Genomic DNA, 25,411 nt, shown 5'->3' with positions numbered 1-25,411 from the left:
GGTTTTTTGTTGCTTGCATCGTAAGGTCCAATGCGGGCAGGTTCGGCTACCTCAGAACACTTCCCACCAGGACTTGTCCTTGCGGCGCTGCCCATACTTGATGTAGTCGCTGTTCGGATAGTTGCGTTCCATCACGCGGGCGGCATCGTCGCGCAGATCCTTCATGCCCAGCGCATCATACGAGCGGACCATGATATACAGCGCTTCTTCGTTGGCCGGCGCGCCGTCGTAGTCCTTCAATGCCTGCTGCGCGCGGTTGACTGCGGCCAGGTAGGCGCCACGGCGATAGTAGTAACGCGCCGCGTGAACTTCGTGCTGGGCCAGCGAGTTGACGATGTACTGCATGCGCAGCGTCGCGTCGGGCGTGTACTTGCTGTCCGGGTAGCGGGTGATCAGGATCTGGAACGCGTCATAGGCTGCTCGCGCCGCCTTCGGATCACGTTCGCTCAGGTCCTGGCCGGAGAACCGGCCCAGCCAGCCCAGGTTGTCGTTGAAGTTGATCAGCCCCTTGAGGTAGTAGGCGTAATCGATGTTCGGATGGCTCGGGTGCAACTGGATGAAGCGGTCGACGGCAGCCAACGCGGCAGCGGTCTCACCATCCTTGTAGTTGGCGTAGGCCGTATCGATCTGCGCCTGCTGGGCGTAACGGCCAAATGGATAGCGGCCCTCGAGCTTCTCGTAGAGCTTGACGGCGCGCGTGTAGTCGCCGCCATCCAGGGCATCCTTGGCTTCAGAATATAATTTGTTCGCTGACCAGCCAGCCGTTTCGTCCGGCTGGTCGCCCAGCAGGCCGCACGCGGACAGCATGACGCAGCCGCCTGCAAGCAAAATCGCTCCAAATCTCGCGCGCCAATTAGCGCGTCTCATGCTCTGCAATTGCATGGGCAACCTGTTCCCGGATGAAAAATAGCGCCAAGCATTATAGCCGAAGCCCCAAGCCCGAAACCGGGCCGGAGCGCCACACCGAATCCACCGCCGTAGCGGACGTCGATACGGAGGAGTTTGGCGACCTCGGTGAGTTCAACGACGATGTGCCGGTCTCGCCGCCGGCCGCGTCGGATTTCGTGCCACTGTACATGGAAGTCGATAGCGCGTCTCACGGCGAGCGCCTCGACAAGCTGCTCGCGCGGCACTTCAGCGAGTTTTCGCGTAGCCGTATCCAGCAATGGATCGAGGATGGTGCCGTAAGGGTCGATGGCGAGCCAAGCCGTGCCAAGGCATCGGTCCAGATGGGCCAGAAGATCGAGGTCCAGCCGCAGGCCGCCCCGGAGTCCATGGCATTCACGGCAGAAGACGTGCCTCTCGACGTCGTGTACGAGGATGATGCCATGTTGGTCATCAACAAGCCCGCCGGACTGGTCGTGCACCCGGCCGCCGGCAACTGGAGCGGCACCGTGCTGAACGGGCTGCTGCATCGCGATCCGTCTGCGGCAAGGCTGCCCCGCGCGGGGATTGTCCACCGGCTGGACAAGGAAACCTCCGGCCTGATGGTGGTGGCACGGACGCTGGTCGCCCAGACGGATCTGGTGCGACAGCTCGCCGCGCGCACGGTCAAGCGGACCTATCTCGCGCTGGTCTGGGGCGAGACTCCCGATGACGGCACGATCGATGCACCGATCGGCCGGGACCCTCGCGAGCGCACGCGCATGGCGATCGTGCATACGAACAGCGGCAAACCGTCGCGCACGCACTTCGAGACCCTTGGCACGGTGCCGCTGGGCCGGGGTAAGGTGTCGATGGTGATGTGCCAGCTCGAGACCGGTCGGACACACCAGATCCGCGTGCATTTTGAGTCGATCGGCCATCCGCTGGTGGGCGATCCCGTCTATCACAAGGCCACGCAACGCGGGCAGCGCCCCGCGATCCGTGTGCCGCTGCCTGTCCCGTTCACGCGCCAGGCGCTCCATGCCTACCGGCTGGGGCTCGTGCATCCGGTCACCGGCCGCAAGATGTCGTGGGAAGCCGAGCCGCCCGAAGACCTCCAGGCCTTGATCGATGCCCTCGACTTCGAGGGGCAGGCGCAGGACGATGAAGAGGAAGACGACTGGTACGAAGGGGACGACGATGACCAAGGCGACCACGACGAGGAATGATCGCCCGGCCTGGATCGTGCCCGACTGGCCTGCGCCGGCGTGGGTGCGCGCATTGTCGACCACGCGCCATGGTGGTGTCAGTGCAGGCCCCTATGGCCTGGCCGACGGATCGGCCGGTGGCCTGAATCTCGGCACGCATGTCGGTGATGACCCGGCCGCCGTGGCCGGGAATCGCCAGCGCTTGGTGGGACATCTGCCGGCCATGCCGCGCTGGCTCGACCAGGTGCATGGCTGTGGCGTGGTCACGGCCGACGGCGTCATGGATGGTGTGCCGCAGGCGGACGCGAGCATCGCCACCGAGTCAGGCCATGTCTGCGCGATCATGACGGCCGATTGCCTGCCAGTGCTGCTCTGCGATGCGGCGGGCACGGTCGTTGGCGCGGCACATGCGGGCTGGAGGGGGCTCTGCGACGGGGTCATCGAGGCCACGCTGGCACGCATGGCGGCACATGCCGGCCCCAATCCAACCTGGCTTGCTTGGCTTGGTCCGGCCATCGGGCCGACGGCATTCGAGGTAGGTGCCGAGGTCCGTGCCGCCTTCATCGAGCGCGCGCGCGACGACGAGCGGGCGGGGGTCGAGGCAGCGTTTCTCCCTGGCGCGCCAGGCAAGTACTGGGCAGATATCTATGCATTGGCCCGCATCCGCTTGGCACGCGCAGGTTGCGTGCGGATTCATGGCGGGGATGCCTGTACCGTTACCGACGCCGATCGCTTTTTCTCCTACCGCAGGGATCGAACGACTGGCCGCATGGCCACGCTCGTCTGGCTGGAACGCTGACAGCCGCCGCCGGCCGTGGCACCGTCTACTGGCCGGCTTTCGACTCGGATTCCGCCGTCTTTGCCGCGGCGGCTTCGCCGGCTTCACGCGCTTTTCGCCGCCTGCGCCGGCCCGGCGTCCCCATGATGTACATCACGATCGAGACCGGAGCCAGTCCGTAAAACAGAAAGGTGGCCACGCCAGCCACCGCGTTGGTCTCGGTAATCGACATCATCAGGACGACGTAGAGCCAGCCAATTGCCACGATATACATCAGACTTTCATCTCTTTCGTGTATGAGTTCATGCTGCCTGGCACGCCACGCCAGGCCTACCGTCCGGTAGGTCGGGATTTGGCGGCCAGGGAGTTACCTGTCGTGCGGATTTCCGCATTGACAGCGTCTACATTGCGAGGCAACAATGCCTTTAAATGTATCGAAACCGAGGAATTACTCTAGGGTTTCGCCGGCTAGCATAGCGTATGACGCAGGGCATCCGAGGTCGTTCTGCAGCAGTGTCAGACGCAACCCGGATCAGGGGCGGGTCGGGAGACAGTCACCCCGAGCCCGTCAACCAATACGACGGCAGAGAGACGAATACATTATGGCGACCGGCAAAGGTGCGGCAGCTTCCGATAAGGAAGGCAAGTCCCAACCGTTTCAGTTCGTGCCGGGGCCATTTGATCCAGCCACCTGGCTGGAGTGGTCCCGTCAATGGGTACCCGAGGCCAACGGCGATATGCCGTCTGGTTTCCCGGCCGGCATGGCCGGCGCGTTTCCGGGTGGATTCCCGGGCGGCGAGGCATTCGTCCAGGCCTTCCAGAACGCTTTCCAGGGTGCCGCCACGCAAGGTGCGAACGGCGTGAATGGCGCCGGCGGCGTGAAGATCGCGCCCGCGCAGCTTGCCCGTATCCAGGAACGCTTTTTCAGGGATTTCGCCGAACTCTGGCGCGAAATGGGCGAGGGCGCCGTGGCAGCCAGCACGCCTGCGCCCAACGGCGCGGCCAATGCCGATTCAGCCAGCCAGCGCTTGTCCGACAAGCGTTTCGCCAGCCCGGCATGGCGCAACAATGCCCCGTATCGCTATACCGCAGCCTTCTACCTGCTGACGGCCCGCGCCATGACCGAACTGGCCGAGGCGGTCGAGGCGGATCCCAAGGTTCGTCAGCGCATCCGCTTCGCGGTATCGCAATGGGTGGATGCCATGTCGCCGGCCAACTTCCTGGCGACAAACCCTGACGCGCAACAGCGTCTGATCGAATCCGGTGGTGAGTCACTGCGCAAGGGCGTGCGCAATATGCTGGAGGATCTGGCCAGGGGCAAGATCTCGCAGACCGATGAAACAGCGTTCGAGGTCGGCCGAAATATGGCCGTGACCGAAGGCGCCGTGGTCTACGAGAACGAGTATTTCCAGCTTCTGCAGTACAAGCCTCTGACCGACAAGGTCTACGAGCGGCCGCTGCTGATGGTGCCGCCGTGCATCAACAAGTTCTACATTCTGGACCTGCAACCCGAGAGCTCGCTTGTACGTCATGCCGTGGAGCAGGGGAATACCGTCTTCCTGGTGTCGTGGCGAAACCCCGATGCGTCGATGGCCGAGCGCACCTGGGATGAGTACATCGAGCACGCGGCGATCCGCGCGATCGAAGTGACGCGCGATATCAGCGGACAGGACAAGATCAACGTGCTGGGCTTCTGCGTCGGCGGCACGATCGTCTCGACGGCGCTTTCCGTGCTGGCCGCGCGTGGCGAGCGTCCGGCAGCCAGCCTGACGTTGCTGACCACGCTGCTGGATTTCGCCGATACGGGCATCCTCGACGTCTTCGTCGATGAAGCGCACGTGCAACTGCGCGAGGCCACACTGGGCGGGGCCGGCGGCGCGCCGTGCGGGCTGCTGCGCGGCGTGGAACTGGCCAATACGTTCTCGTTCCTTCGTCCGAACGACCTGGTCTGGAACTACGTGGTCGACAACTATCTCAAGGGCAACACGCCGGTTCCGTTCGACCTGTTGTTCTGGAATGGCGACGCCACCAATCTCCCGGGCCCGTGGTACTGCTGGTACCTGCGCCATACGTATCTGCAGGACGAACTGAAGGTGCCGGGCAAGCTTACCGTCTGCAACGCGCCGGTGGACTTCGGGGCGATCGACGTGCCGACCTACATCTACGGGTCGCGCGAAGACCACATCGTGCCCTGGGCCGCGGCCTACGCTTCCACGGCGCTGCTGCGGAACAAGTTGCGTTTCGTGCTGGGTGCCTCCGGCCATATCGCGGGCGTCATCAACCCGCCGGTCAAGAAGAAGCGCAGTCATTGGACCAATGACAAACTGTCGGAATCGGCCCATGATTGGCTGGCCGGCGCGCAGGAGCATCCGGGAAGCTGGTGGCCGGACTGGGTGACATGGCTGGGCAAGCAAGCGGGTCAGAAGCGTGCCGCGCCAGCCGATTACGGCAATGACCACTACCGGGCGATTGAACCCGCGCCAGGGCGCTACGTCAAACAGCGCGCCTGAGCTTCATGAGGGCCGGCCCGCGACGCCGGCCCGGATTTCGAACCGTTCCGCATTCGTTTTCTCGAAAGGACATCAAATGACCGATATCGTCATCGTTTCCGCAGCCCGTACCGCAGTCGGCAAGTTCGGCGGTTCGCTCGCGAAGATTCCCGCGCCGGAGTTGGGCGCCATCGTGATCAAGGCCGCGCTGGAGCGTGCCGGCGTGAAGCCGGACCAGGTGAGCGAAGTGATCATGGGCCAGGTGCTGACGGCCGCCTCGGGCCAGAACCCGGCACGCCAGGCTTCGCGCAAGGCGGGCCTGCCCGACATGGTGCCGGCCATGACCATCAACAAGGTGTGCGGTTCAGGCCTGAAGGCCGTGATGCTGGCCGCCAACGCGATTGTGGCTGGCGAGGCCGAGATCGTCGTCGCCGGCGGCATGGAGAACATGAGCGCCGCGCCGCACGTGCTGCCGGGTTCGCGCGATGGCTTCCGCATGGGCGACACCAAACTGGTCGATTCCATGATCGTTGACGGCCTGTGGGATGTGTACAACCAGTACCACATGGGTATCACGGCCGAGAACGTCGCCAAGGAATACGGCATCACCCGCCAGGCCCAGGACGAGTTCGCCGTGGGCTCCCAGAACAAGGCCGAAGCTGCCCAGAAGGCCGGCAAGTTCGACGAGGAAATCGTTCCGGTCCTGATTCCGCAACGCAAGGGCGATCCGGTTGCGTTCAAGACCGACGAGTACGTGCGTCAGGGCGCCACGCTGGAAAGCATGGCTAGCCTGAAGCCGGCCTTCGACAAGAGCGGCACGGTGACGGCCGCCAACGCATCGGGCCTGAATGATGGCGCCGCCGCGGTGGTCGTGATGTCGGCGGCCAAGGCGCGCGAACTGGGCCTGACCCCGCTGGCGACGATCAAGGCGTACGCCAACGCCGGTGTGGACCCGGCCGTGATGGGCATGGGCCCTGTGCCTGCCAGCAAGCGCTGCCTGTCGCGTGCCGGCTGGGAGGTCAAGGACCTGGACCTGATGGAAATCAACGAGGCCTTCGCCGCTCAGGCGCTGGCCGTGCATCAGCAAATGGGCTGGGATCAGTCGAAGATCAACGTGAACGGCGGCGCGATCGCCATCGGCCACCCGATCGGTGCGTCGGGCTGCCGCATCCTGGTCACGCTGCTGCACGAAATGAAGCGCCGCGATGCCAAGAAGGGCCTGGCCTCGCTGTGCATCGGCGGTGGCATGGGCGTGGCGCTCGCAGTCGAGCGGAATTAAGCATCGCATTGCATTGAGGGGTGTGCCGGCCGTGTGCGTCGACGACGGATGCGGCCGGCGTGAATAAGAAAGACCAAAGCTTCGACACGATCGGGCGAGCCAACTAGGAGTGGATATGACTCAGCGCATTGCATATGTGACCGGCGGCATGGGCGGCATCGGGACCGCGATTTGCCAGCGACTGGCGCGGGATGGTTACAAGGTGGTGGCGGGCTGCGGCCCGAATTCGCCGCGTCGTGAGAAGTGGCTCGAACAGCAACGCGCGCTCGGGTTTGAATTTGTGGCGTCCGAAGGCAACGTCGCCGACTGGGACTCGACCAAGGCAGCCTTCGACAAGGTCAAGTCCGAAGTGGGCGAGGTCGATGTGCTGATCAACAACGCCGGCATCACGCGCGACGTAGTGTTCCGGAAGATGACCCGCGCGGACTGGGATGCGGTGATCGACACGAATCTGACGTCGCTGTTCAACGTGACCAAGCAGGTCATCGACGGCATGGCTGACCGCGGCTGGGGTCGCATCGTCAACATCTCGTCGGTGAACGGCCAGAAGGGTCAGTTCGGTCAGACCAATTACTCGACCGCCAAGGCAGGCCTGCACGGCTTCACGATGGCCCTGGCGCAGGAAGTGGCCACCAAGGGCGTGACTGTGAACACGGTGTCGCCGGGCTACATCGCCACGGACATGGTCAAGTCGATTCGCCAGGATGTGCTCGACAAGATCGTCGGCACGATTCCGGTCAAGCGTCTGGGCACGCCCGAAGAAATCGCCTCGATCTGCGCGTGGCTGTCGTCGGACGAGTCGGGTTTCTCGACCGGTGCCGACTTCTCGCTGAATGGCGGCCTGCACATGGGCTGACCGGCGCGCGCGCCGGATGTCGCCGTTGATGCGGCGCATCCAGCGCGGTGCACAAGCGTGACCCGGCCGGGCTTCGGCTGGCGTTTCTGGCGGGCAATGCCGCGCATTCGTGCGCGTTCATTGCCCGTTTGTCATCTTTCCACGCTGTTTTGCTGCGGGTTTTCCTTAAACCTTGCCGTCTTTTCTTAGTGCCTTGTTGAGCATAGAATCAGGGCAATAGCGCAACCGGCACCACTGTGGAGCCTTTCGGCTGTGTCTGGTCCGGTTGTTCTTGCGCACTGCATCGCACGCGGTGCAGCAGTACCGAGCGATGGCGCAGCAGCGATGCCGGACAACGGCATCAGCGACGACACAAGGATAGAGCACCGATGGCCACGAGCAAAAAAGGCGCAGAGCGACTGATCAAGAAGTATCCCAATCGCCGGCTCTACGACACGCAGACCAGTACCTACATCACGCTCGCGGATGTGAAACAGCTGGTCATGGACAGCGAGGAGTTCAAGGTCGTCGACGCCAAGTCGGGCGAAGAACTCACGCGCAGCATCCTGCTGCAAATCATCCTGGAAGAGGAAACCGGCGGCGTGCCAATGTTCTCGAGCTCGATGCTCTCGCAGATCATCCGTTTCTACGGTCATGCGATGCAGGGCATGATGGGCACCTACCTGGAAAAGAACATCCAGGCCTTCATCGACATCCAGAGCAAGCTGGCCGAGAACTCCAAGGGCCTGTACTCGGGTGAGGCATTCAGCCCGGACATGTGGTCGCAGTTCATGAACCTGCAGGGGCCGATGATGCAGGGCATGATGAGCAACTACATCGAACAGAGCAAAAACCTGTTCGTGCAGATGCAGGAGCAGATGCAGAACCAGGCCAAGTCGATGTTCGGCACGTTCCCGTTCAACCAGCCGGACAAGAAGTAAGCAGGTTCGGTTTTCGCCGCGCAACAGCCGTGCAGTGGTGTCACCACCACGGACTGTTGTGAAAGCGTGGCAAATTCCCATATCCGTGCGTCATTCTCTTTGACGCGTCGAATCGGGCGAGAGGGCATGGTCCAATTGGCCATGCCCTGTTTGTTCAGGGGTCCTGTTCAGACATCATCTCCTGGCCGCCCGATGGAAATCGACAAATTTCAACCGTTCGTACTCGACCTTTACACCCAGCTTGGCCAGGTACAGCGCGACATTGGTTCGCTCACGGCAGGCCAGCAGGCCATGGCGGAGCAGCTTCGGCAGCAAGAAACGCAGATGCGGGAGTCCGAGTCGCGGATCATTCATGCGATGGACCAGTTCGAGGTGCGACTCACTGCAAGGGTCGATAAAGTGGAGTCAGATCTGTCTGGGCGCATCCAGTCGACCGAGGACAAGCTCTCCGTGCTGAAAGACCGCGTCAACCGGGTGGTCTGGACAACCGGTGGCGGCGGGGTCGTGTTGGGCCTGGCGCTCGGCTGGAAGCCGATGCTTGCCCGGGCCGCCAGTCTTCTGGGAACGTGATGCGCCCCTGGCACGGAACGAAGCCCGCCTAGGGCAGGCGCGCCAATATCGCTTGCTCAGGGTAAAATCACCGCCTTTCATGGCAATGACGGCGCCCGGCAGGCTCGCCGGATGCCCTTGGCCCAGAGCGGCGCGCCACCGGGGACGGTCGGACGCGCCCCGAATCCCCCTATTTGCGGTGCCCCATGTCGTCTGATACCAACTTGTCCAATCCGCCCAAAGTCGGCTTTGTTTCACTCGGTTGCCCCAAGGCCCTAGTGGACTCCGAGCAGATCATCACCCAGCTTCGTGCCGAGGGATACTCGATCAGCGGCACCTACGATGGCGCCGACCTTGTGGTCGTCAATACGTGCGGCTTCATCGACGAAGCTGTGCAGGAGAGCCTGGATGCGATCGGCGAGGCGCTGACTGAGAACGGCAAGGTGATCGTGACCGGCTGCCTGGGCGCCAAGAAGGATGCCGCCGGACACGACATCGTGAGCGCCGTGCACCCGAAGGTGCTGGCTGTGACCGGCCCGCACGCGCTGGGCGAGGTGATGCAGGCGGTGCATACGCACCTGCCGAAGCCGCATGACCCGTTCACGGACCTGGTCCCGGCTGCCGGTATCAAGCTGACGCCGAAGCACTATGCCTACCTGAAGATTTCGGAAGGCTGCAACCATCGCTGCTCGTTCTGCATCATTCCGTCGATGCGTGGCGACCTCGTCTCGCGGCCCGTGGCTGAAGTCATGCTCGAGGCCGAAAACCTGTTCAAGGCGGGCGTAAAGGAACTGCTGGTCATCTCGCAGGACACCAGCGCTTATGGCGTGGACGTCAAATATCGCACCGGTTTCTGGAATGGGCGCCCGCTCAAGACGCGCATGACCGAGCTGGTGGCCGCGCTCGGCGAGCTGGCCAGCCAGTATGGCGCATGGGTTCGCTTGCACTACGTCTACCCGTATCCACACGTCGACGAGATCATCCCGCTGATGAACCAGGGCAACGTGCTGCCTTACCTCGATGTGCCGCTGCAGCACGCGCATCCGGATGTGCTCAAGCGCATGAAGCGCCCAGCGAATGCCGAGAAGACACTTGATCGCATTCGTGCGTGGCGCGAAGTCTGTCCCGACCTGACGATCCGCAGCACGTTCATCGCCGGTTTCCCCGGTGAGACCGAGGAAGAATTCCAGACGCTGCTCGATTTCATCGCCGAAGCCGAGCTTGACCGGGTGGGCTGCTTTGCCTATTCCCCGGTGGAAGGCGCCACGGCCAACGATCTGCCCGGTGCGTTGCCGGACGAAGTGCGCGAAGAGCGACGTGCCCGTTTTATGGAGGTGGCCGAGGAGGTCTCCGCCCGCCGTCTGCAGCGCAAGGTCGGCCAGACGCTGCGCGTGCTGGTGGACGAGGTCAATCAGGAGGGTGGCATCGGCCGGTCGTCGGCGGATGCGCCGGAAATCGACGGTCTGGTCTATATCGATCCGGCGGCCAAGGCTTCGCAGCGCTACAAGACGGGCGACTTCGTGAATGTGAAGATTACCGGCGCCGACGGTCACGATCTTTGGGGTGAAGTGGCGTAAGCCGTACTTGTGCATACAATTAGGTAAAAGTACGGTCGTTCGTTTTCCCGGGGTCGGGTCTATACTGTGCGGCGCAACATGAACGCATGGAGACAAGACATGGCACGTGAAGTGGTGGTTGTCAGCGGTGTGCGCACCGCAATCGGTACCTTCGGCGGCAGCCTGAAGGATCAGGCCCCGACGGATATGGGCGCTTTGGTCGTACGCGAAGCACTGGCCCGCGCCGGCGTTTCGGGCGATGACGTGGGTCATGTGGTGTTCGGCAATGTGATCCAGACCGAGCCGAAGGACATGTATCTGGGCCGCGTGGCGGCTGTGAATGGCGGTGTTTCGATCAACGCGCCGGCACTGACTGTCAATCGCCTGTGCGGCTCCGGCCTGCAGGCAATCGTCAGCGCAGCCCAGACGATTCTGCTGGGCGATGCCGACGTGGCAATTGGCGGCGGCGCGGAAAGCATGAGCCGCGCGCCGTACCTGGCGCCGATGGCGCGCTGGGGCGCGCGCATGGGCGATGCCAAGCTGATTGACATGATGCTTGGTGCACTGCACGATCCGTTCCACACGATCCACATGGGCGTGACGGCGGAAAACGTCGCCAAGGAATATGACATTTCGCGCCAGCAGCAGGACGAAGCTGCGCTCGAATCGCATCGTCGTGCTTCCGCCGCCATCAAGGCAGGCTACTTCAAGGATCAGATCGTTCCGGTTACGCTGAAATCGCGCAAGGGCGACGTCGTGTTCGATACCGACGAGCACGTGCGTCACGACGCGACGATGGACGACATGACCAAGCTCAAGCCGGTGTTCGTCAAGGAGAATGGCACGGTCACGGCTGGTAACGCCTCGGGCCTGAACGACGCTGCCGCTGCCGTGGTGCTGATGGAGCGTGCCGAGGCCGAGCGCCGCGGCCTGAAGCCGCTGGCTCGCCTGGTGTCCTACGGCCACGCCGGTGTCGATCCCAAGACGATGGGTATCGGTCCGGTGCCGGCTACGAAGATCGCGCTGGAACGTGCCGGCCTGACGGTCAAGGATCTCGATGTGATCGAGGCCAACGAGGCATTCGCGGCGCAGGCCTGCGCGGTGACCAAGGCTTTGGGTCTCGACCCGGCGAAGGTCAATCCCAATGGCTCCGGTATCTCGCTCGGCCACCCGATCGGTGCCACTGGCGCGCTCATCACGGTCAAGGCGCTGTACGAGCTGCAACGTGTACAGGGTCGCTACGCGCTGGTGACGATGTGCATCGGCGGTGGCCAGGGCATTGCCGCGATCTTCGAGCGCGTTTAAAGTCGCGGGCAGTCAATCTGCCCGAGGAAGACCGTCTTGTCCCGCCCCGTTTTGCTTTGCCTGTTGGCCGTCGCGATGCTGTCTCTCCCAATTGCGGCGCGCGCGGCCGACGGAACCGCTGTATCGACGGGGCAGGCGACGGACGAGCGGGGCGGTGGGCTCGGTATCAATGACGCCATTCGTGCCGGTGAGGCCAAGCGGGGCAACTCGCTGTCCACCGGCTCGGCGGGCCCATTGTCACCGCGCCCCGAGTACGCGAAGTATCCGGTCTATACCGGCACGCTCGGCGACAAGCCGGTGCGGTTGCGGGTAGCCCCGAAGACCGACACACGGGACAGCCTCCAAGGTGAATATTCGATCGGGGATGGCAAGAGCGTGCGGCTGCTCTCCGGCGAATGGGAGGATGGCAGCTTCCTGATGGAAGAGTCCGACGACGGCACGCGCGTATCCGGCAATTGGGAAGGGCAGATCGACCAGCAGGGCGTGGTGCGCGGTACCTGGACCGATGCGTTCAACCCCGCGATCATCCTGCCGTTTGTTATCCGGCCGCTTGGCGGCTCCCAGGTGATCCCGCCATTCGATAGCCGCCAGGGCAGCGGCGCGACGTACGCCCCACCTCCGCCAAAGTCGTCGATTTCGACCGAGAAGCCTCGCTGAATCCCGATGGGGCTCGGCTAGTCCACCCCTCCTGACCTGACGTGTTTTCGCCGGCCTCGCACGTGGCCTGACTGGCATTTGCTGGTAAGCTCGAACGCCTGATTCGACTCCTCCAGGGAAATCGCCGTGTCCGCTTCCGACTCGTCCCGTTACATCAAGACCATTGCCGTCCAGCCAGAACTGGACATCGCGCCGGGCTTCGATTCGTTCTCCACGCCGACCTACCGCGGCTCCACTGTCGTCTTCCGCAACCTTGCCGAACTGCGCGCTTATGGCGACCGCAGCAAGACCTACTGGCGCTATGGCCTGCACGCCACGCCGACCAGCGAGGCGCTTTGCCAGCAACTGGCGCAAATCGAAGGCGGCCGCCACACGCTGTTGTTCCCGTCTGGCCTGGGCGCCATTTCGCTGGTCTATTTCGGCCTGCTGCGTACCGGTGATGATGTCCTCGTCCCGGAAAACGTCTACGGGCCCAATCGCGATCATGGCGACTGGATGGCGCGGGAGTTCGGCATTACCGTGCGCCCGTATCATCCGTCGGTCGGGGGCGGAATCGCCTCGATGATCCAGCCGAACACGCGTCTGATCTGGATGGAATCGCCGGGCTCGGTCACGATGGAAGTGCCCGACACCGAGGCGATCGTGGCCGCCGCGAAGGCACGCGGCGTGCTGACCGCGATCGACAACACCTGGTCTGCCGGCGTCTACTATCGGCCGTTCGAGAAGGGCATCGATATCTCCGTGCAGGCGCTGACCAAGTACCAATCCGGTGGCAGCGATGTACTGATGGGCGCCGTGATCACGCGGGATGACCATCTCCACGACCGCCTCAAGCGCACCCGCATGCTGATGGGCTGGGGTGTCTCCGCCGACGATTGCTACCTGGTCCTGCGCGGGCTGGCGAGCATGCCGGTGCGCCTGGCCGCTCACGACCGTGCAGCGCGCGAGGTGGCCGAATGGCTGACGAAACGTCCGGAGGTCGCGCGCGTGCTGCATCCGGCATTGCCCGATTGCCCCGGCCATGCCGAATGGCTGCGGGATTTCAGCGGCGCGAGTGGTCTGTTCTCGATCATTCTGCACAGCCGCTATACGCGCGAGCAGGTCGATGCGTTCGTCGAGGCGCTGAAACTGTTCGCGATTGGCTGGTCGTGGGGCGGTGCGCACAGCCTGGCAGTGCCCTATCACGTCGACACAATGCGGCCGGCTGGCACGTGGCCGCCCGCTGGATGGGAGAACGCCGGCGAACTGGTGCGGCTGTATATCGGTCTGGAAGACACCCGCGACCTGATCGCCGATCTGAAGCAGGCGCTGGAGTCTCAGCTGCGCTGACGAGCCAGGACGCGCCCGGACGCGCCAGAACGCGCTAGACGCGTTCGAGCGCCGCGGGTTCTTCCGTCTGTTGGGTATTGGGCGATGCGCTACGCAGCGCCCATACCGATTCCGCCGGCCCGCCACGCGCGCGGCGTAGCGTGGCGCGGGCCAGCGCGGCGTATCCGGCGGCCAGCGCGATCGCGCCAATGTCGAAGCCCGCCACGGCCCAGCGGCCGTTGAGTGCCGCAACGATAAAGTGATCGCCGGTCAGGATGGCATTCGACAGCGGCACGCCCAGCGTGGCGATCGCCGCGATCCACAGCAGTTCCACGGCCGCGCGAGCAGGGTGGCGAATCAGAGCCCAGCCCACGGATGCGATGAATGCGGGCCAGAACACATGGCTGACGGCCTGCTCCGGCCAAAGCAGCGCAGCCGGGAAGCACAGCGCAACGCCGATACAGGTGCCGATGCACACCCCAACCGTCGCCTGGGCGAGCAGGCGATGCACACGAGGCTGTTCGGCCTGCCGCGTTTTGCGGCGCGTTTCGATCCACAGCAGATTGCCCGAGTAGAACAGGAACGCACCCGCCAGCCCCGCCAGCAGATAGACGATCCGCATTGCCAGGTCGCCATACGTGCCGTAGTGCAGCGCGAACATCGCGCTGTAGACCATGTGGTTTGTGTCGCGCGCGCCGGCGGTCTGGTTGGCGATCAGCTTGCCCGCATCGGGCTCGGTTGCCGCGGCGTGAATGCCTACCGATCCGCCGTTGCCGAGCGCCCGGGTGCTGTCCCCGCGGACTTCGGCCAGCGCGTTCGCGTCACCGTAGTGCTGGAAGCGGATGGCTTCCGGCGTGAACCGATCGCCACCGTGTTCGCGCGCAATTGCCAGCAGTTGCGCCGCCGGCATCGTGGGGGAGGGGCGGCCTGCAGCGCTGACCTCGGGCGTGGCGCCCGTGACGCTTGGTACCACTTCCATCAGCTTGCCGTCGAACGTCAGCACGTTGAAGACCATCACCATGATCAGCGACAGGCAGAAGAAGGCGCCGGTGATTGCGAATATCAGGTGGAACGGCAGGCTGAACAGCCCGAGCACATTGTGCGTGTCCATCCAGAAGCGCTTGAGGTTGCGTCCCGGGCGCACCGCGAAGAGATCCTTCTTCAGGCGCGGCAGATGCAACAGCACGCCGGACACCAGCGCCAGGCCGTACAGGATCGAGATCACACCCATGAAGTACATGCCGTTCATGCCCAGGCCGAGCGAGTAATGCAGGGCGTTCAGGAATGCCGAGAGTTCGCCGGTTGCATGGTCGAGCGAGGTATCGTTCCGCGCGGTGGCATCGCCGTTCAGGCGCGTGCTGTTCATCGTCTGCCAGGCGCCGGTCTTGTCCTGCCAGTACGCGTTGAAGTCTGGCTCCTCCTTGCTCGGCAGGCCAACGTAGACACTGTTGGCGGCATCGGGGTGCGCGGCGATGAGTTGCCGTACGAAGGCATCAACGGCAGGGCCGTCGACCTGGACCTCCGTGGCGTGCTGGCCTTCCAGACGGGCAGGGTTCTGCCACACGTGCAGTTCGTGGTGGAAGACCGTGATCGCCCCGGCGAAGAACGCTATGAACAGCGCCCAGCCTGCCATCAGGCCGACCCAGGTATGGAGCGTGTTGAACACGCGCAGGGTGTTGGGTTTCATGCGGATGTCCCGGAGAGTCTCAGGCGCCCGAAAGCGGGGAGGCAGGCGGCATGAGGTGCATCACCCGCACGCCCCAGAGCACGCCGTAGCAGAGCAGGTTGCCGCCAAGCAGCCAGAGCCACGCCGAGCGGCTCGATGCGAACAGCAGGCTCAGGCAGATGATCGTCACCCAGAGCACGAAGCCGAGCATGATGGCCACTACCACGCCGCTTTCCCAGCCACCGGGTAGCCAGAAAATGCCAAGCGTGCACAGGGCGATTGCCAGCGGCAGGCCCAGCAGCGAGCCTGCAAGCCATCGGGTTCCCATCATGGCGTGTGCCTTTCCGCGACGGTGAGGCGCGTGTTGGAGCGCCGCTTCTGCGTCCACGTGCCGATGAACGGCCAGACGGACAGGCAGCAAGTCATGGTGACCAGTGTGCTGGCGATGGCCACTGGCCAGCCTTCCGGCACGCTCATCGCCCACGCGCTGGCGAGCGTCAGCCCCAGGCCGAGCCAGCAGGACAGATGCGGGCGGATCGGCGCGGCGCGGGTGAGAACCTGGTTGGGCGCGGCCAGATAGAGGCAGGCGGCGCCTGCCAAAGCGAGAAGTACGGCCAACGCCTGCATGACTCGAGCTTTTGTGGATCGACAGAGATCGAAATAATAATGATTCGTATTTAATTTATCAAGCGTGGTAACGCGTGGAAGGATTGGTGAAGTGGCTGAAGAGGCGCTCGACGCCGGCGATGCGGCGAGGCTTGGGGATGACAGGGAGTGGTGCTGCAGATGGTGTCCGGCACCACCAGCCGGACACCGGAAGGCGGGGACTTAGAAGCCGTTTCAAAAAGATTCTGGCGTCGTTGCGGGGCCTTGCCGTACTACTTGTACTGTCTGCGGCCCCGCGTCTAGCCAGAACCGCTTCGCTTCATTTTGAAACGGCCTCTTAATGCGGGAACAGATTCAGCAGGCCATCCAAGCCGACATGGTTGAATGCCACGCTTGCCTGCGCGCGCACCACGGGCTTGGCGCGGAATGCCACGGAAAGGCCGGCTACGGCCATCATCTTCAGGTCGTTCGAGCCATCACCCATCACGATTGCCTGCGACGGATCGGCACCGATCTGTTCGCACACCTCGCGCACCGTGCGCGCCTTGACGTCGGCGTTCACGATCTCGCCCACTACGTTGCCCGTCAGCTTGCCGTCGACGATCTCGAGCGTGTTGGCGCGGGTGAAGTCCAGCTTCAGGCGTGGCTTGAGCTTGTCGGTGAAGTGGACGAAGCCGCCGGAAACCAGCAGCGTGTGCAAGCCCAGCGCCTGGATGGTCTGCAGCATGTTCTCGGCGCCGGGCGACAGGCGTAGCCGTTCGTCGTACACGCGATCCAGCACACTGGCGTCCAGGCCCTTGAGCAGCGCCACGCGGCGGCGCAGGCTTTCGTTGAAGTCGGTGATCTCGCCGCGCATCGCGGCTTCAGTGATGGCCGATACCTCGGCCTTGAGGCCGCAGAAATCGGCGATCTCGTCGATGCACTCGATCGTGATCAGCGTCGAGTCCATGTCCATCGCCACCAGGCGGAAGTCCGACAGCTTGCGTCCACCCGGTACAACGGCCCAGTCGATGCCACGTGGCGCGCACGCCGCGTCGAGCGCTTCGCGCAGCGCGGGCGTCAGCGGCGCGCAATCGTCCGCGGCTGCCACGTTGTCGGCGCGGCGCTCGAAGGCGGAGGCGCCGGCAACGGTGCGAAGGGTATCGAGGTCGGCATTGGCGAGCGGGGACAGGCTCTGGAGAATCAGCGGCATGGCGGGGGTAGGCAGGCGATGCGGGCGTCGCAGGGGTCGCGGGAGTTGATGGGGCGAGCGGAAGCGCGCGGGAAAGGCGGTATTGTAACCAAGCCTTCCTTCCTGCTTCCGCCTTGCGCGGATATGTCGATATTGCCGTCCGATCTTATGCGGATTTCGTGCATGGATCGGCGAAACCATTCGTTCCGTTCAGATAGGCCCGCCGGTAGCCTTTCTCCCTGACACAAGCCCCGTGCTGCCGCGTGGGGCCCAAAACAGCAGGGCGCCAGATTGCCAACGCGCCACTTCACGACACCTGACGGGAGCAATACAGATGATTCGCAAACTGGCCATCGGCCTCGCCGTTCTTTCGGTACTCGGCGCCGCACAGACCGCCTCGGCCAACACCAACCTGCTCAATGTCTCGTACGACCCCACGCGGGAACTCTACGTGGATGTGAACGCCGCGTTCGCCAAGGCCTACAAGGCGCAGTCCGGTGACGCCGTGACGATCCGCCAGTCGCATGGCGGCTCGGGCAAGCAGGCCCGCTCCGTGATTGATGGGCTGGATGCCGACGTGGTCACGCTGGCGCTCGGCTACGACATCGACGCCATCGCCGACAAGGGCCTGATCAAGCCCGACTGGCAGAAACGACTGCCGCACAACGCATCGCCGTACACGTCGACGATCGTGTTCCTGGTGCGCAAGGGCAATCCGAAGCAGATCAAGGACTGGAACGACCTGATCAAGCCCGGCGTGCAGGTGATCACGCCGAACCCGAAGACGTCTGGCGGCGCGCGCTGGAATTACCTGGCCGCGTGGGGCTATGCGCTGCGCCAGCCGGGTGGCAATGAGGCCAAGGCCAAGGAATTCGTCGGCGCGCTGCTCAAGAACGTGCCGGTGCTCGATTCGGGCGCACGTGGCGCCACCACGACCTTCGTCGAACGCGGTCTCGGCGATGTGCTGATTGCCTGGGAAAACGAGGCGATCCTGGCCATCAAGGAACTGGGTCCGGACAAGTTCGACATCGTCGCACCATCGGTCTCGATCCTGGCCGAACCGCCGGTGGCCGTGGTCGACAAGGTCGTCGACAAGAAGGGCACCCGCAAGGCCGCCGAAGCCTACCTGCAGTTCCTCTACACCGAGGAAGGTCAGGAAATCGCCGCCAAGAACTACTACCGTCCGATCTCGGAGAAGGTGGCCGCCAAGTACGCGGCGAATTTTCCGAAGGTGAAGCTGTTCACGATCGACGAAGTGTTTGGCGGCTGGGGCAAGGCTCAGAAGGCCCACTTTGCCGATGGCGGTTCATTCGACCAGGTCTATCAGCCTGGCAAGCGGTAACACGCGCGGCCGGGGCGGCCACGCTGCCCCGGCGCGCCAGTTGAAGGAGCCCGAAGATGTCCGCTGTTCTCAAGATTTCATCCCGCATCGCCACGCGGCGATGTCCCGCCTGACCTGATTCCCGATCCATCCCGTCTGCCTTGCCGCTCGTGAAGCCGGCAGGGAGGGGTGTTGCCCGCCGATACGGGCAACAACGCCAGGACCCAAGAACTTCAGAATTCAGAACGCAGAACTCAGAACGCAAGGACACCCGTATGTCATCGCCCATCCGCAATTCTCTTTTCCACAACTCGCTGCGCCGCCGTCTGCTGACCGGTGCGCTGGTGGTTGCCACCGGCCTTTCCTATGTGCTGTTTGCCGGGCCGGTCAAGGCCCAGTCCCAGACCGTCAATCCCAAACTGCTGCGCATCGGCTATCAGAAGTACGGCACGCTGACGCTGCTCAAGGCGCGAGGTACGTTGGAAAAGCGCCTGGCGCCGCAAGGTATCACGGTCAAATGGACCGAGTTCCCGGCTGGCCCACAGTTGCTGGAGGGGCTCAACGTGGGCGCGATCGATTTCGGCACAGTCGGCGAAGCGCCGCCGATCTTTGCCCAGGCCGCCGGCGCGCAACTGGCCTACATCGGCAATGAGCCGCCCGCGCCCACGGCGGAGGCCATCGTCGTGCCGAAGAACTCCACGATCAAGAGCGTGGCCGATCTGCGTGGCAAGCGCGTGGCGCTGAACAAGGGCTCGAACGTGCACTACCTGCTGGTGCGCCAGTTGGAGAAAGCCGGGGTGGCCTATGGCGAGATTCAGCCCGTTTACCTGCCGCCCGCCGATGCGCGTGCCGCCTTCGAGCGAGGCGCCGTCGATGCCTGGGTGATCTGGGACCCGTTCCTCGCCGCTGCCCAGAAGCAGCTCGATGCCCGCGTGCTGGTCGATGGCCGTGGCGCGGATGGCAAGAACGTGGTCAGCAACCATCAGTTCTATCTGGCGTCTCGCCCTTACGCGCAAGCGCGTCCCGAGGTGGTGACCGCGATCCTCGATGAACTCGCGCAACTGGGCGAATGGGCCGAGAAGCATCCGAAGGACGCTGCCGCCGTGCTGGTCAAGGAGACTGCGCTCGACCCCGGCGTGCTCGATCTGGCCGTGTCGCGATTCTCGTACGGGGCGAAGCCGGTCTCGGCCGAGGTCCTGGCAGAGCAGCAGCGCATTGCCGATGTGTTCCAGACACTCAAGCTGATTCCCAAACCGATCAGAGTTGCAGACGCTGCGTGGCAAGCCCCCACCACGCAACAGGCGCAGCGCTGATTTTCATTGACCTGCAGGAGGCACGACATGCAAGTTCTCTGGTTCATTCCCACCCACGGTGACAGCCGCTACCTCGGCACGTCCGAAGGCGCACGCGAGGTCAGCTTCGACTATCTGAAGCAGGTCGCCGTGGCTGCCGACACGCTTGGCTATGACGGTGTGCTGATTCCCACCGGCCGCTCCTGCGAAGACCCGTGGGTGGTGGCATCGGCCTTGGCTGCCGTCACACGCAAGCTGCGGTTCCTGGTGGCGTTGCGTCCGGGTTTGATGACACCGACGCTGGCCGCGCGCATGGCAGCCACGTTCGATCGCGTGTCCAACGGCCGCTTGCTCGTCAATCTGGTGACTGGCGGCGATGTGGCCGAACTGGAAGGCGATGGCCTGTTCCTGAACCACGCCGAACGCTATGAGGCTTCGGCGGAGTTCATCCGCGTGTGGCGCGACCTGCTGGCCGCCAGCCACGAGAACGGCGAGATCAGCTTCGAAGGCAAGCACGTCACGGTCAAGGGCGCGCGCGTGCTGTATCCGCCGATTCAGCGTCCGCATCCGCCGGTGTACTTCGGCGGGTCCTCCGAGGCTGCGCACGACCTCGCCGCCGAGCAGGTGGAGACGTACCTGACCTGGGGCGAGCCGCCCGCCGACGTCGCGAAGAAGATCGCCGACGTGCGCGCCCGCGCCGCGAAGCACGGCCGCACGGTGCGCTTCGGCATCCGCCTGCACGTGATCGTGCGCGAGACCGACGCCGCAGCATGGGCGGCCGCCGACGAACTGATCAGCAAGCTCGACGACCAGACCGTGGCCCGCGCCCAGGCCGTGTTCGCGAAGATGGATTCGGAAGGGCAGCGGCGCATGGCGGCGCTGCACGCGGGTGGCACCCGTCGCACGCGTGAGGCGCTCGAGATCAGCCCGAATCTGTGGGCGGGTGTCGGCCTGGTGCGCGGCGGGGCTGGCACCGCGCTGGTCGGTGATCCGAAGACCGTGGCGGCACGCATCGAGGAGTACGCGGCGCTGGGTATCGATACCTTCGTGTTCTCCGGCTATCCGCACCTGGAGGAGGCCTATCGCTTTGCCGAACTCGTATTCCCGCTGCTGTCGCGCAAGGCGCGCGACAAGTTGCCGGGGCAGGTGCTGTCCGGTCCGTTTGGTGAAGTCATGGCCACCGGCATCGTGCCGATCGCCTCGCAAAGCTGAGAGAGGCTGACCATGAGCGCGCCCCATTCCATTGCGCCACGCCGGATCGACTGGCGCCAGGCCGCCCGCGCGATCGCGCCGTGGATCGTTCCGATCCTGCTGATCGTCGTCTGGCAGGTTGCCTCGCAGGCGGGCTGGCTATCCAACCGCGTGCTGCCAGCCCCGTTGGCCGTGGTTGAAGCGGCCTGGACGCTGGCCGCTTCCGGCGAGCTCTGGAAGCACGTGTGGATCAGCACATGGCGCGCGCTGGTCGGTCTGGCCATCGGCGGCGGCCTGGGTCTCGTGCTCGGGCTGCTGACCGGCACGTTTCGCACTGCTGCCACGCTGCTCGACAGCACGCTGCAAATGGTGCGCAACATCCCGCCGCTGGCGCTGATTCCGCTGGTGATTCTCTGGTTCGGCATTGACGAGACGGCCAAGTTATTCCTGGTGGCGCTCGGCGTGTTCTTTCCGGTGTACCTGAATACGTACCACGGCATTCGCGCGGTCGACCCGGCGCTGGTCGAAATGGCGCGCAGCTATGGCCTGTCGGGCTGGCGTCTGTATCGCGAGGTGATCCTGCCCGGCGCGCTGCCCGGCATCCTCGTCGGCGTGCGGTTCTCGCTCGGGCTGATGTGGGTGATCCTGATCGTTGCGGAAACCATCTCCGCCCAATCGGGCATCGGCTACATGACGATGAACGCGCGCGAGTTCCTGCAGACCGATGTGGTGCTGGTGGGCATCCTGCTCTACGCGCTGCTCGGCAAGCTGGCCGACGTGCTGTCACGGGCGCTGGAGCGCCACTGGCTGCGTTGGCACCCCGGTTACCTGTCTGCTTGACCTCTGCCTGAACACTGCCTGAGATCTGCTTGAAGGATGAAGGAGCTTGCGATGATGCATACGCATCCGGTGGAACAGGCCGCGCTGGCCTGGTTTGACGCGAATCTTGCCCGACGTGATGCGGCGCGCCCGGCCGCGCGTGCTTCGCACGGTGTCGGCGGCATCGCGCTGCATGTGGAGCAGGTTGTGAAGCGCTACAACGGGCGCGAGGTGTTGCACGGCGTGAACCTGCGTGCGGCGCCAGGCGAGTTCGTGGCGATTGTTGGTCGTAGCGGGTGCGGCAAGAGCACGCTGCTGCGCCTGGTGGCCGGGCTGGAGTCCGCTGACGCGGGCGCCGTGGCGCTCGACGGTCAGCCGGGCGGCACGCCATCGAGTGTCCGCGTGATGTTCCAGGATGCGCGTCTGTTGCCGTGGAAGCGTGTACTCGACAACGTCGCGATCGGCCTGCCGCGCGAACGCCATGCCGATGCGGCGGCGTTGCTCGATCAGGTGGGTCTGGCGGATCGCGCCAACGAATGGCCGGCGCGGTTGTCTGGCGGCCAGCGTCAGCGCGTGGCACTGGCCCGCGCGCTGGTTCACCATCCGCGCCTGCTGCTGCTCGACGAGCCGCTCGGCGCGCTCGACGCGCTCACACGGATCGAAATGCAGGCGCTGATCGAATCGCTGTGGCGCCGGCTCGGCTTCACTGCGCTGCTGGTGACTCACGACGTATCCGAGGCCATCGCGCTGGCGGACCGCGTGGTGCTGATCGAGGACGGACGCATCACGCTGGATCAGCAGGTGACGCTGGCACGACCGCGCCAGCGTGGCACTGCGGACTTTGCGCAAATCGAGGACGCGGTGCTGCGCCGTGTGATGCGGCAGGAATCTCCGGCCGCCCCCGATGCCGAACTTCACTTTCGCTCCGCCGAGGAGTTTCTATCATGAGCTTTCAGGCGATCCGCTCGCATCGAAAGCTGTCTTGAAGTCGAATCCATCATGACCATCGATTCCGCACTTGAACGCTATCTTCAAACGTTGCCCCGTGAACCCGTGCCTGGCCGCGAGCTGTGGCGTGACGTGAACGGGCAGGTGCAGGGCCAGTATTTCCACTGCTCGCTGACCAGCGCCTTCGAACCGCTGGTCACACTGGCTGATCGCGGCGTAGTGGCGCACGAAGGGTCGATCCGTACCTATGCCGAGGATGGCGTGGGGCTGGCGGCGTGGAAGCTGTTTGCGATGGCCGCCGACGACACATCGCTGGTGTCGCTGGATCGCCTGACGCGGCTGGTCCATGCGATCAACTACTTCGCGGCCGATGGCGAGCACAAGCTCGTGCTCAATGTGCACAACCGTTTGCTGGCCGCGGTTGCGGACGATCATGGAGCGGCCTTCCGTCGCGCGCTGGAGTCGCTGGGTTTGCCGATCGGGCGCTTTGTGATCCAGGTGCCTGCCAGCGCGAACGACGACCTGCCTCTGCTGCTGCACGTGGTAGGCAACTACCGGCGCAATGGTTTCGCGGTGAGCCTGCAGGCATCCGACCCCGCCGAGGCCGGCGCCCTGATGGCGCACGCCATGCCGGACTGGCTCAAGCTGGACATGCGCCGCACGTGGACCGACCGGCAACTGAGCGGGCTACGCGCCAGCGCCGAGGGTGCCGGCGTGACGTTGATCGGCCGGCGCCTGCAGGACGACGAGGCCGTCGAGCGCTTGCAGAACGCGGGCATCGTGCTCGGGCAGGGCAGAGTGATCGCCGATGAACCGGTGCCGGCACGCGGATTGCATGTCCGGGCGGTACCGGAACAACACAAACTGGAGAGGGCATGACGATATCGAAGCTGCCGGGCGGGGTGTCCCGGCTGGAAGTGCCACGCGGCTTGCAGATCCTTACCGTGCCGGGCTTGCATGGCAGTGGGCCCGCGCATTGGCAAAGCCGTTGGGAATCGCGCTATCCAGACTGGCAACGCATCGAACAGCACGACTGGAGCCGGCCGAGCCTGCCGCTCTGGGCGGAGCGGGTGTCCGAGGGCGTCTCGCGCGCGTCGCGCGTGGCTCGGCACGGCGCGGTGCTGGTGGCGCATAGCTTCGGTTGCCTGGCGACGCTGCGCCAGGCGGTGCTCGATCCGGTCGGCATCGCCGGGGCGCTGCTTGTGGCGCCTGCCGATCCGGACAAGTTCGGCGTGGCAGCGCTGCTGCCCACATGGCGGCTGCCATTCCCGACCATCGTCGTCGCCAGCACCAACGACCCATGGATGTCGCAACGCACCGCCTTCAGTTGGGGCACGCTGTGGGGCAGTGAACTTGTTGATGCCGGTGCAGCCGGTCATATCAATGCGGACTCTGGCCTGAACGATTGGCCGCAGGGACAGGCCTTGCTCGCCACTTTGCTGCAGCGGATCGAGTCGGACGGCCGGGTTCTGTCCCTGGGTGATGGCTCGACCACCTGGGATATGTCGACCGAAGTGACGCAGGCAGCGCCATATATCTAAAACGTCTAAAGAAATTCGTAAAGATTCGTTCTGTTTATAAGGGCGCATCTGCAAAATTTGTCTCGTAGGCCGGCGCGATATGCGCCGGTTTCATAAGGAAGCGTCGGATGCGGCACAAATGCCCGCCGGCACAAGACCAGACGAGACACGCATGCCTTCCACGATTTCCCTGGCGGACGCGCCCCCGCCGGCCGCCAAAGCACCAAGGCGGCCCGTATCCGCGAGCCAGCGCTTCACGGTGTTGCCGGGCTTTGGCTTGTCGCTCGGCTTCACGATCTTCTATCTGACGCTTATCGTCCTGATCCCGCTGTCGGCCACGTTCCTGAAGACGTTCACGATGACGTGGGACGCGTTCTGGACCACGGTTTCGAACCCGCGCGTGGTGGCGTCGCTGGAACTCAGCTTCGGTGCGTCGCTGGTGGCCGCGATCATCAACACGGTGTTTGGCCTGGTCGTGGCATGGGTGCTGGTGCGCTATCGGTTCTTCGGCAAACGGGTGATCGACGCGCTGGTGGACCTGCCGTTCGCGTTGCCCACTGCCGTGGCCGGTATCGCGCTGACCGCGCTGTTCGCGGGCAACGGCTGGATTGGCCGCTGGCTGGAACCGCTTGGCATCAAGGTGGCCTTCACGCCGTTGGGCGTGGTGGTGGCCCTGACCTTCATCGGCCTGCCGTTTGTGGTGCGCACGGTGCAACCGGTACTCGAGGATGTCGAACGCGAACTGGAGGAGGCCGCCGCGAGCCTGGGCGCTTCCCGCCTGCAGACGTTCTCGAGGGTGATCCTGCCCGCCATCCTGCCGGCACTGCTGACGGGCTTCGCGCTGTCGTTCGCCCGTGCCACGGGCGAGTACGGATCGGTGGTGTTCATCTCCGGCAACATGCCGATGGTCTCCGAGATCGCGCCGCTGATGATCTACTCGAAGCTCGAGCAGTACGACTACGCCGGTGCCACGGCCGTGGCCGTGGTGATGCTGGTGATCTCCTTCGTGCTGCTGTTGCTGATCAACCTGTTGCAAGCCTGGACGCGCCGTCACCAGAGCGGTGTCCGCGCCGCCGCGCTGCCCGACGGCAATCCGGAGGTGAACTGA

25 protein-coding genes are annotated in these 25,411 nt (G+C 64.4%); 19 read left to right on the top strand and 6 right to left on the bottom strand.

All coding sequences use genetic code 11. From position 1 onward, the window contains the following. Nucleotides 1-51: 51 nt before the first annotated feature. The gene (locus tag B2246_RS06570) at nucleotides 52-882 is read right to left on the bottom strand and encodes an outer membrane protein assembly factor BamD (RefSeq protein ID WP_024570892.1); all 831 of its coding nucleotides are present in this window, start codon (nucleotides 880-882) and stop codon (nucleotides 52-54) included. A 17-nt stretch (nucleotides 883-899) separates the two neighbouring features. Here B2246_RS06570 and B2246_RS06565 point away from each other — a divergent pair, with 17 nt between their 5' ends. Then, nucleotides 900-2,093: an RluA family pseudouridine synthase gene (locus B2246_RS06565; protein WP_286880848.1), complete on the top strand. Its 1,194-nt coding sequence runs from the start codon at nucleotides 900-902 to the stop codon at nucleotides 2,091-2,093. Then, on the top strand, nucleotides 2,065-2,871 hold the full coding sequence (pgeF, locus tag B2246_RS06560) for a peptidoglycan editing factor PgeF (protein ID WP_186425306.1): 807 nt from the start codon (nucleotides 2,065-2,067) through the stop codon (nucleotides 2,869-2,871). The genes B2246_RS06565 and pgeF overlap by 29 nt, the downstream gene beginning before the upstream one ends. Before the next feature lie 25 nt (nucleotides 2,872-2,896). Here pgeF and B2246_RS06555 read toward each other — a convergent pair whose 3' ends face one another. Next, on the bottom strand, nucleotides 2,897-3,124 hold the full coding sequence (locus B2246_RS06555) for a hypothetical protein (protein ID WP_017512837.1): 228 nt from the start codon (nucleotides 3,122-3,124) through the stop codon (nucleotides 2,897-2,899). 328 nt (nucleotides 3,125-3,452) lie between these two features. Here B2246_RS06555 and phaC point away from each other — a divergent pair, with 328 nt between their 5' ends. The 9 genes from phaC to B2246_RS06510 all read left to right on the top strand — a co-directional run bounded on the left by phaC (nucleotide 3,453) and on the right by B2246_RS06510 (nucleotide 13,790). Beyond that, nucleotides 3,453-5,360, top strand: a complete 1,908-nt coding sequence (phaC, locus tag B2246_RS06550; RefSeq protein ID WP_286880846.1) for a class I poly(R)-hydroxyalkanoic acid synthase — start codon at nucleotides 3,453-3,455, stop codon at nucleotides 5,358-5,360. A 76-nt stretch (nucleotides 5,361-5,436) separates the two neighbouring features. Then, nucleotides 5,437-6,618 carry an acetyl-CoA C-acetyltransferase gene (locus B2246_RS06545; RefSeq protein WP_008646824.1) on the top strand — a complete coding sequence of 394 codons (1,182 nt, stop codon included), beginning with the start codon at nucleotides 5,437-5,439 and terminating at the stop codon, nucleotides 6,616-6,618. A 115-nt stretch (nucleotides 6,619-6,733) separates the two neighbouring features. After that, on the top strand, nucleotides 6,734-7,474 hold the full coding sequence (locus tag B2246_RS06540; RefSeq protein WP_008646821.1) for a 3-ketoacyl-ACP reductase: 741 nt from the start codon (nucleotides 6,734-6,736) through the stop codon (nucleotides 7,472-7,474). A gap of 368 nt (nucleotides 7,475-7,842) precedes the next feature. Next, nucleotides 7,843-8,394 (top strand): polyhydroxyalkanoate synthesis repressor PhaR, encoded by a 552-nt coding sequence (gene phaR / locus B2246_RS06535; protein ID WP_008646818.1) that lies wholly within the window; start codon nucleotides 7,843-7,845, stop codon nucleotides 8,392-8,394. A gap of 192 nt (nucleotides 8,395-8,586) precedes the next feature. Then, entirely contained in the window at nucleotides 8,587-8,964 is a 378-nt protein-coding gene (locus tag B2246_RS06530; protein ID WP_234818980.1) for a hypothetical protein, read from the top strand. Nucleotides 8,965-9,149: 185 nt separating this feature from the next. Continuing rightward, nucleotides 9,150-10,520 carry a 30S ribosomal protein S12 methylthiotransferase RimO gene (gene rimO, locus B2246_RS06525; protein ID WP_035881973.1) on the top strand — a complete coding sequence of 457 codons (1,371 nt, stop codon included), beginning with the start codon at nucleotides 9,150-9,152 and terminating at the stop codon, nucleotides 10,518-10,520. A 99-nt stretch (nucleotides 10,521-10,619) separates the two neighbouring features. After that, on the top strand, nucleotides 10,620-11,804 hold the full coding sequence (gene bktB, locus B2246_RS06520) for a beta-ketothiolase BktB (RefSeq protein WP_008646810.1): 1,185 nt from the start codon (nucleotides 10,620-10,622) through the stop codon (nucleotides 11,802-11,804). 75 nt (nucleotides 11,805-11,879) lie between these two features. After that, entirely contained in the window at nucleotides 11,880-12,461 is a 582-nt protein-coding gene (locus tag B2246_RS06515) for a hypothetical protein (RefSeq protein WP_051069021.1), read from the top strand. 120 nt (nucleotides 12,462-12,581) lie between these two features. Further along, nucleotides 12,582-13,790, top strand: a complete 1,209-nt coding sequence (locus B2246_RS06510) for a cystathionine beta-lyase (RefSeq protein WP_411860082.1) — start codon at nucleotides 12,582-12,584, stop codon at nucleotides 13,788-13,790. Nucleotides 13,791-13,824: 34 nt separating this feature from the next. Here the strand turns inward: B2246_RS06510 and B2246_RS06505 are convergent, their stop codons facing one another. The 4 genes from B2246_RS06505 to serB form a co-directional block, all read right to left on the bottom strand. Then, entirely contained in the window at nucleotides 13,825-15,456 is a 1,632-nt protein-coding gene (locus tag B2246_RS06505) for a PepSY-associated TM helix domain-containing protein (RefSeq protein ID WP_008646803.1), read from the bottom strand. A gap of 19 nt (nucleotides 15,457-15,475) precedes the next feature. Continuing rightward, nucleotides 15,476-15,766: a hypothetical protein gene (locus tag B2246_RS06500; protein WP_035881977.1), complete on the bottom strand. Its 291-nt coding sequence runs from the start codon at nucleotides 15,764-15,766 to the stop codon at nucleotides 15,476-15,478. Further along, a complete protein-coding gene (locus B2246_RS06495; RefSeq protein ID WP_008646801.1) occupies nucleotides 15,763-16,062 on the bottom strand; it encodes a hypothetical protein in 300 nt (99 codons plus the stop codon). Before B2246_RS06495 ends, B2246_RS06500 begins: the two co-directional genes overlap by 4 nt. Nucleotides 16,063-16,378: 316 nt before the next feature. After that, nucleotides 16,379-17,233, bottom strand: coding sequence for a phosphoserine phosphatase SerB (serB, locus tag B2246_RS06490; RefSeq protein ID WP_286880840.1), 855 nt, complete (start codon nucleotides 17,231-17,233; stop codon nucleotides 16,379-16,381). Nucleotides 17,234-17,546: 313 nt separating this feature from the next. Here serB and B2246_RS06485 point away from each other — a divergent pair, with 313 nt between their 5' ends. The 8 genes from B2246_RS06485 (at nucleotide 17,547) to cysT (ending at nucleotide 25,411) form a co-directional block, all read left to right on the top strand. After that, nucleotides 17,547-18,554, top strand: a complete 1,008-nt coding sequence (locus tag B2246_RS06485) for a sulfate ABC transporter substrate-binding protein (RefSeq protein WP_186425311.1) — start codon at nucleotides 17,547-17,549, stop codon at nucleotides 18,552-18,554. Between the two features lie 254 nt (nucleotides 18,555-18,808). Beyond that, nucleotides 18,809-19,846 carry a sulfonate ABC transporter substrate-binding protein gene (locus B2246_RS06480; protein WP_286880839.1) on the top strand — a complete coding sequence of 346 codons (1,038 nt, stop codon included), beginning with the start codon at nucleotides 18,809-18,811 and terminating at the stop codon, nucleotides 19,844-19,846. A gap of 27 nt (nucleotides 19,847-19,873) precedes the next feature. Then, nucleotides 19,874-21,037, top strand: a complete 1,164-nt coding sequence (ssuD, locus tag B2246_RS06475; protein ID WP_186425313.1) for an FMNH2-dependent alkanesulfonate monooxygenase — start codon at nucleotides 19,874-19,876, stop codon at nucleotides 21,035-21,037. A gap of 12 nt (nucleotides 21,038-21,049) precedes the next feature. Then, on the top strand, nucleotides 21,050-21,856 hold the full coding sequence (ssuC, locus tag B2246_RS06470) for an aliphatic sulfonate ABC transporter permease SsuC (RefSeq protein WP_008649165.1): 807 nt from the start codon (nucleotides 21,050-21,052) through the stop codon (nucleotides 21,854-21,856). 54 nt (nucleotides 21,857-21,910) lie between these two features. Then, on the top strand, nucleotides 21,911-22,783 hold the full coding sequence (locus B2246_RS06465; protein WP_286881012.1) for an ATP-binding cassette domain-containing protein: 873 nt from the start codon (nucleotides 21,911-21,913) through the stop codon (nucleotides 22,781-22,783). Between the two features lie 51 nt (nucleotides 22,784-22,834). Then, nucleotides 22,835-23,662, top strand: coding sequence for an EAL domain-containing protein (locus B2246_RS06460; protein ID WP_286880838.1), 828 nt, complete (start codon nucleotides 22,835-22,837; stop codon nucleotides 23,660-23,662). After that, nucleotides 23,659-24,324: an RBBP9/YdeN family alpha/beta hydrolase gene (locus tag B2246_RS06455; RefSeq protein WP_008649159.1), complete on the top strand. Its 666-nt coding sequence runs from the start codon at nucleotides 23,659-23,661 to the stop codon at nucleotides 24,322-24,324. The genes B2246_RS06460 and B2246_RS06455 overlap by 4 nt, the downstream gene beginning before the upstream one ends. Before the next feature lie 151 nt (nucleotides 24,325-24,475). Beyond that, nucleotides 24,476-25,411: a sulfate ABC transporter permease subunit CysT gene (gene cysT, locus B2246_RS06450; RefSeq protein ID WP_186425317.1), complete on the top strand. Its 936-nt coding sequence runs from the start codon at nucleotides 24,476-24,478 to the stop codon at nucleotides 25,409-25,411.

Origin of the sequence: Cupriavidus sp. UBA2010, assembly GCF_002335265.1 — a bacterium.
GTDB classification, from domain to species: Bacteria; Pseudomonadota; Gammaproteobacteria; order Burkholderiales; family Burkholderiaceae; genus Cupriavidus; species Cupriavidus metallidurans.
The sequence above is the reverse complement of the archived record's forward strand: the minus strand, read 5'-3'. Positions and strand labels throughout refer to the sequence as shown.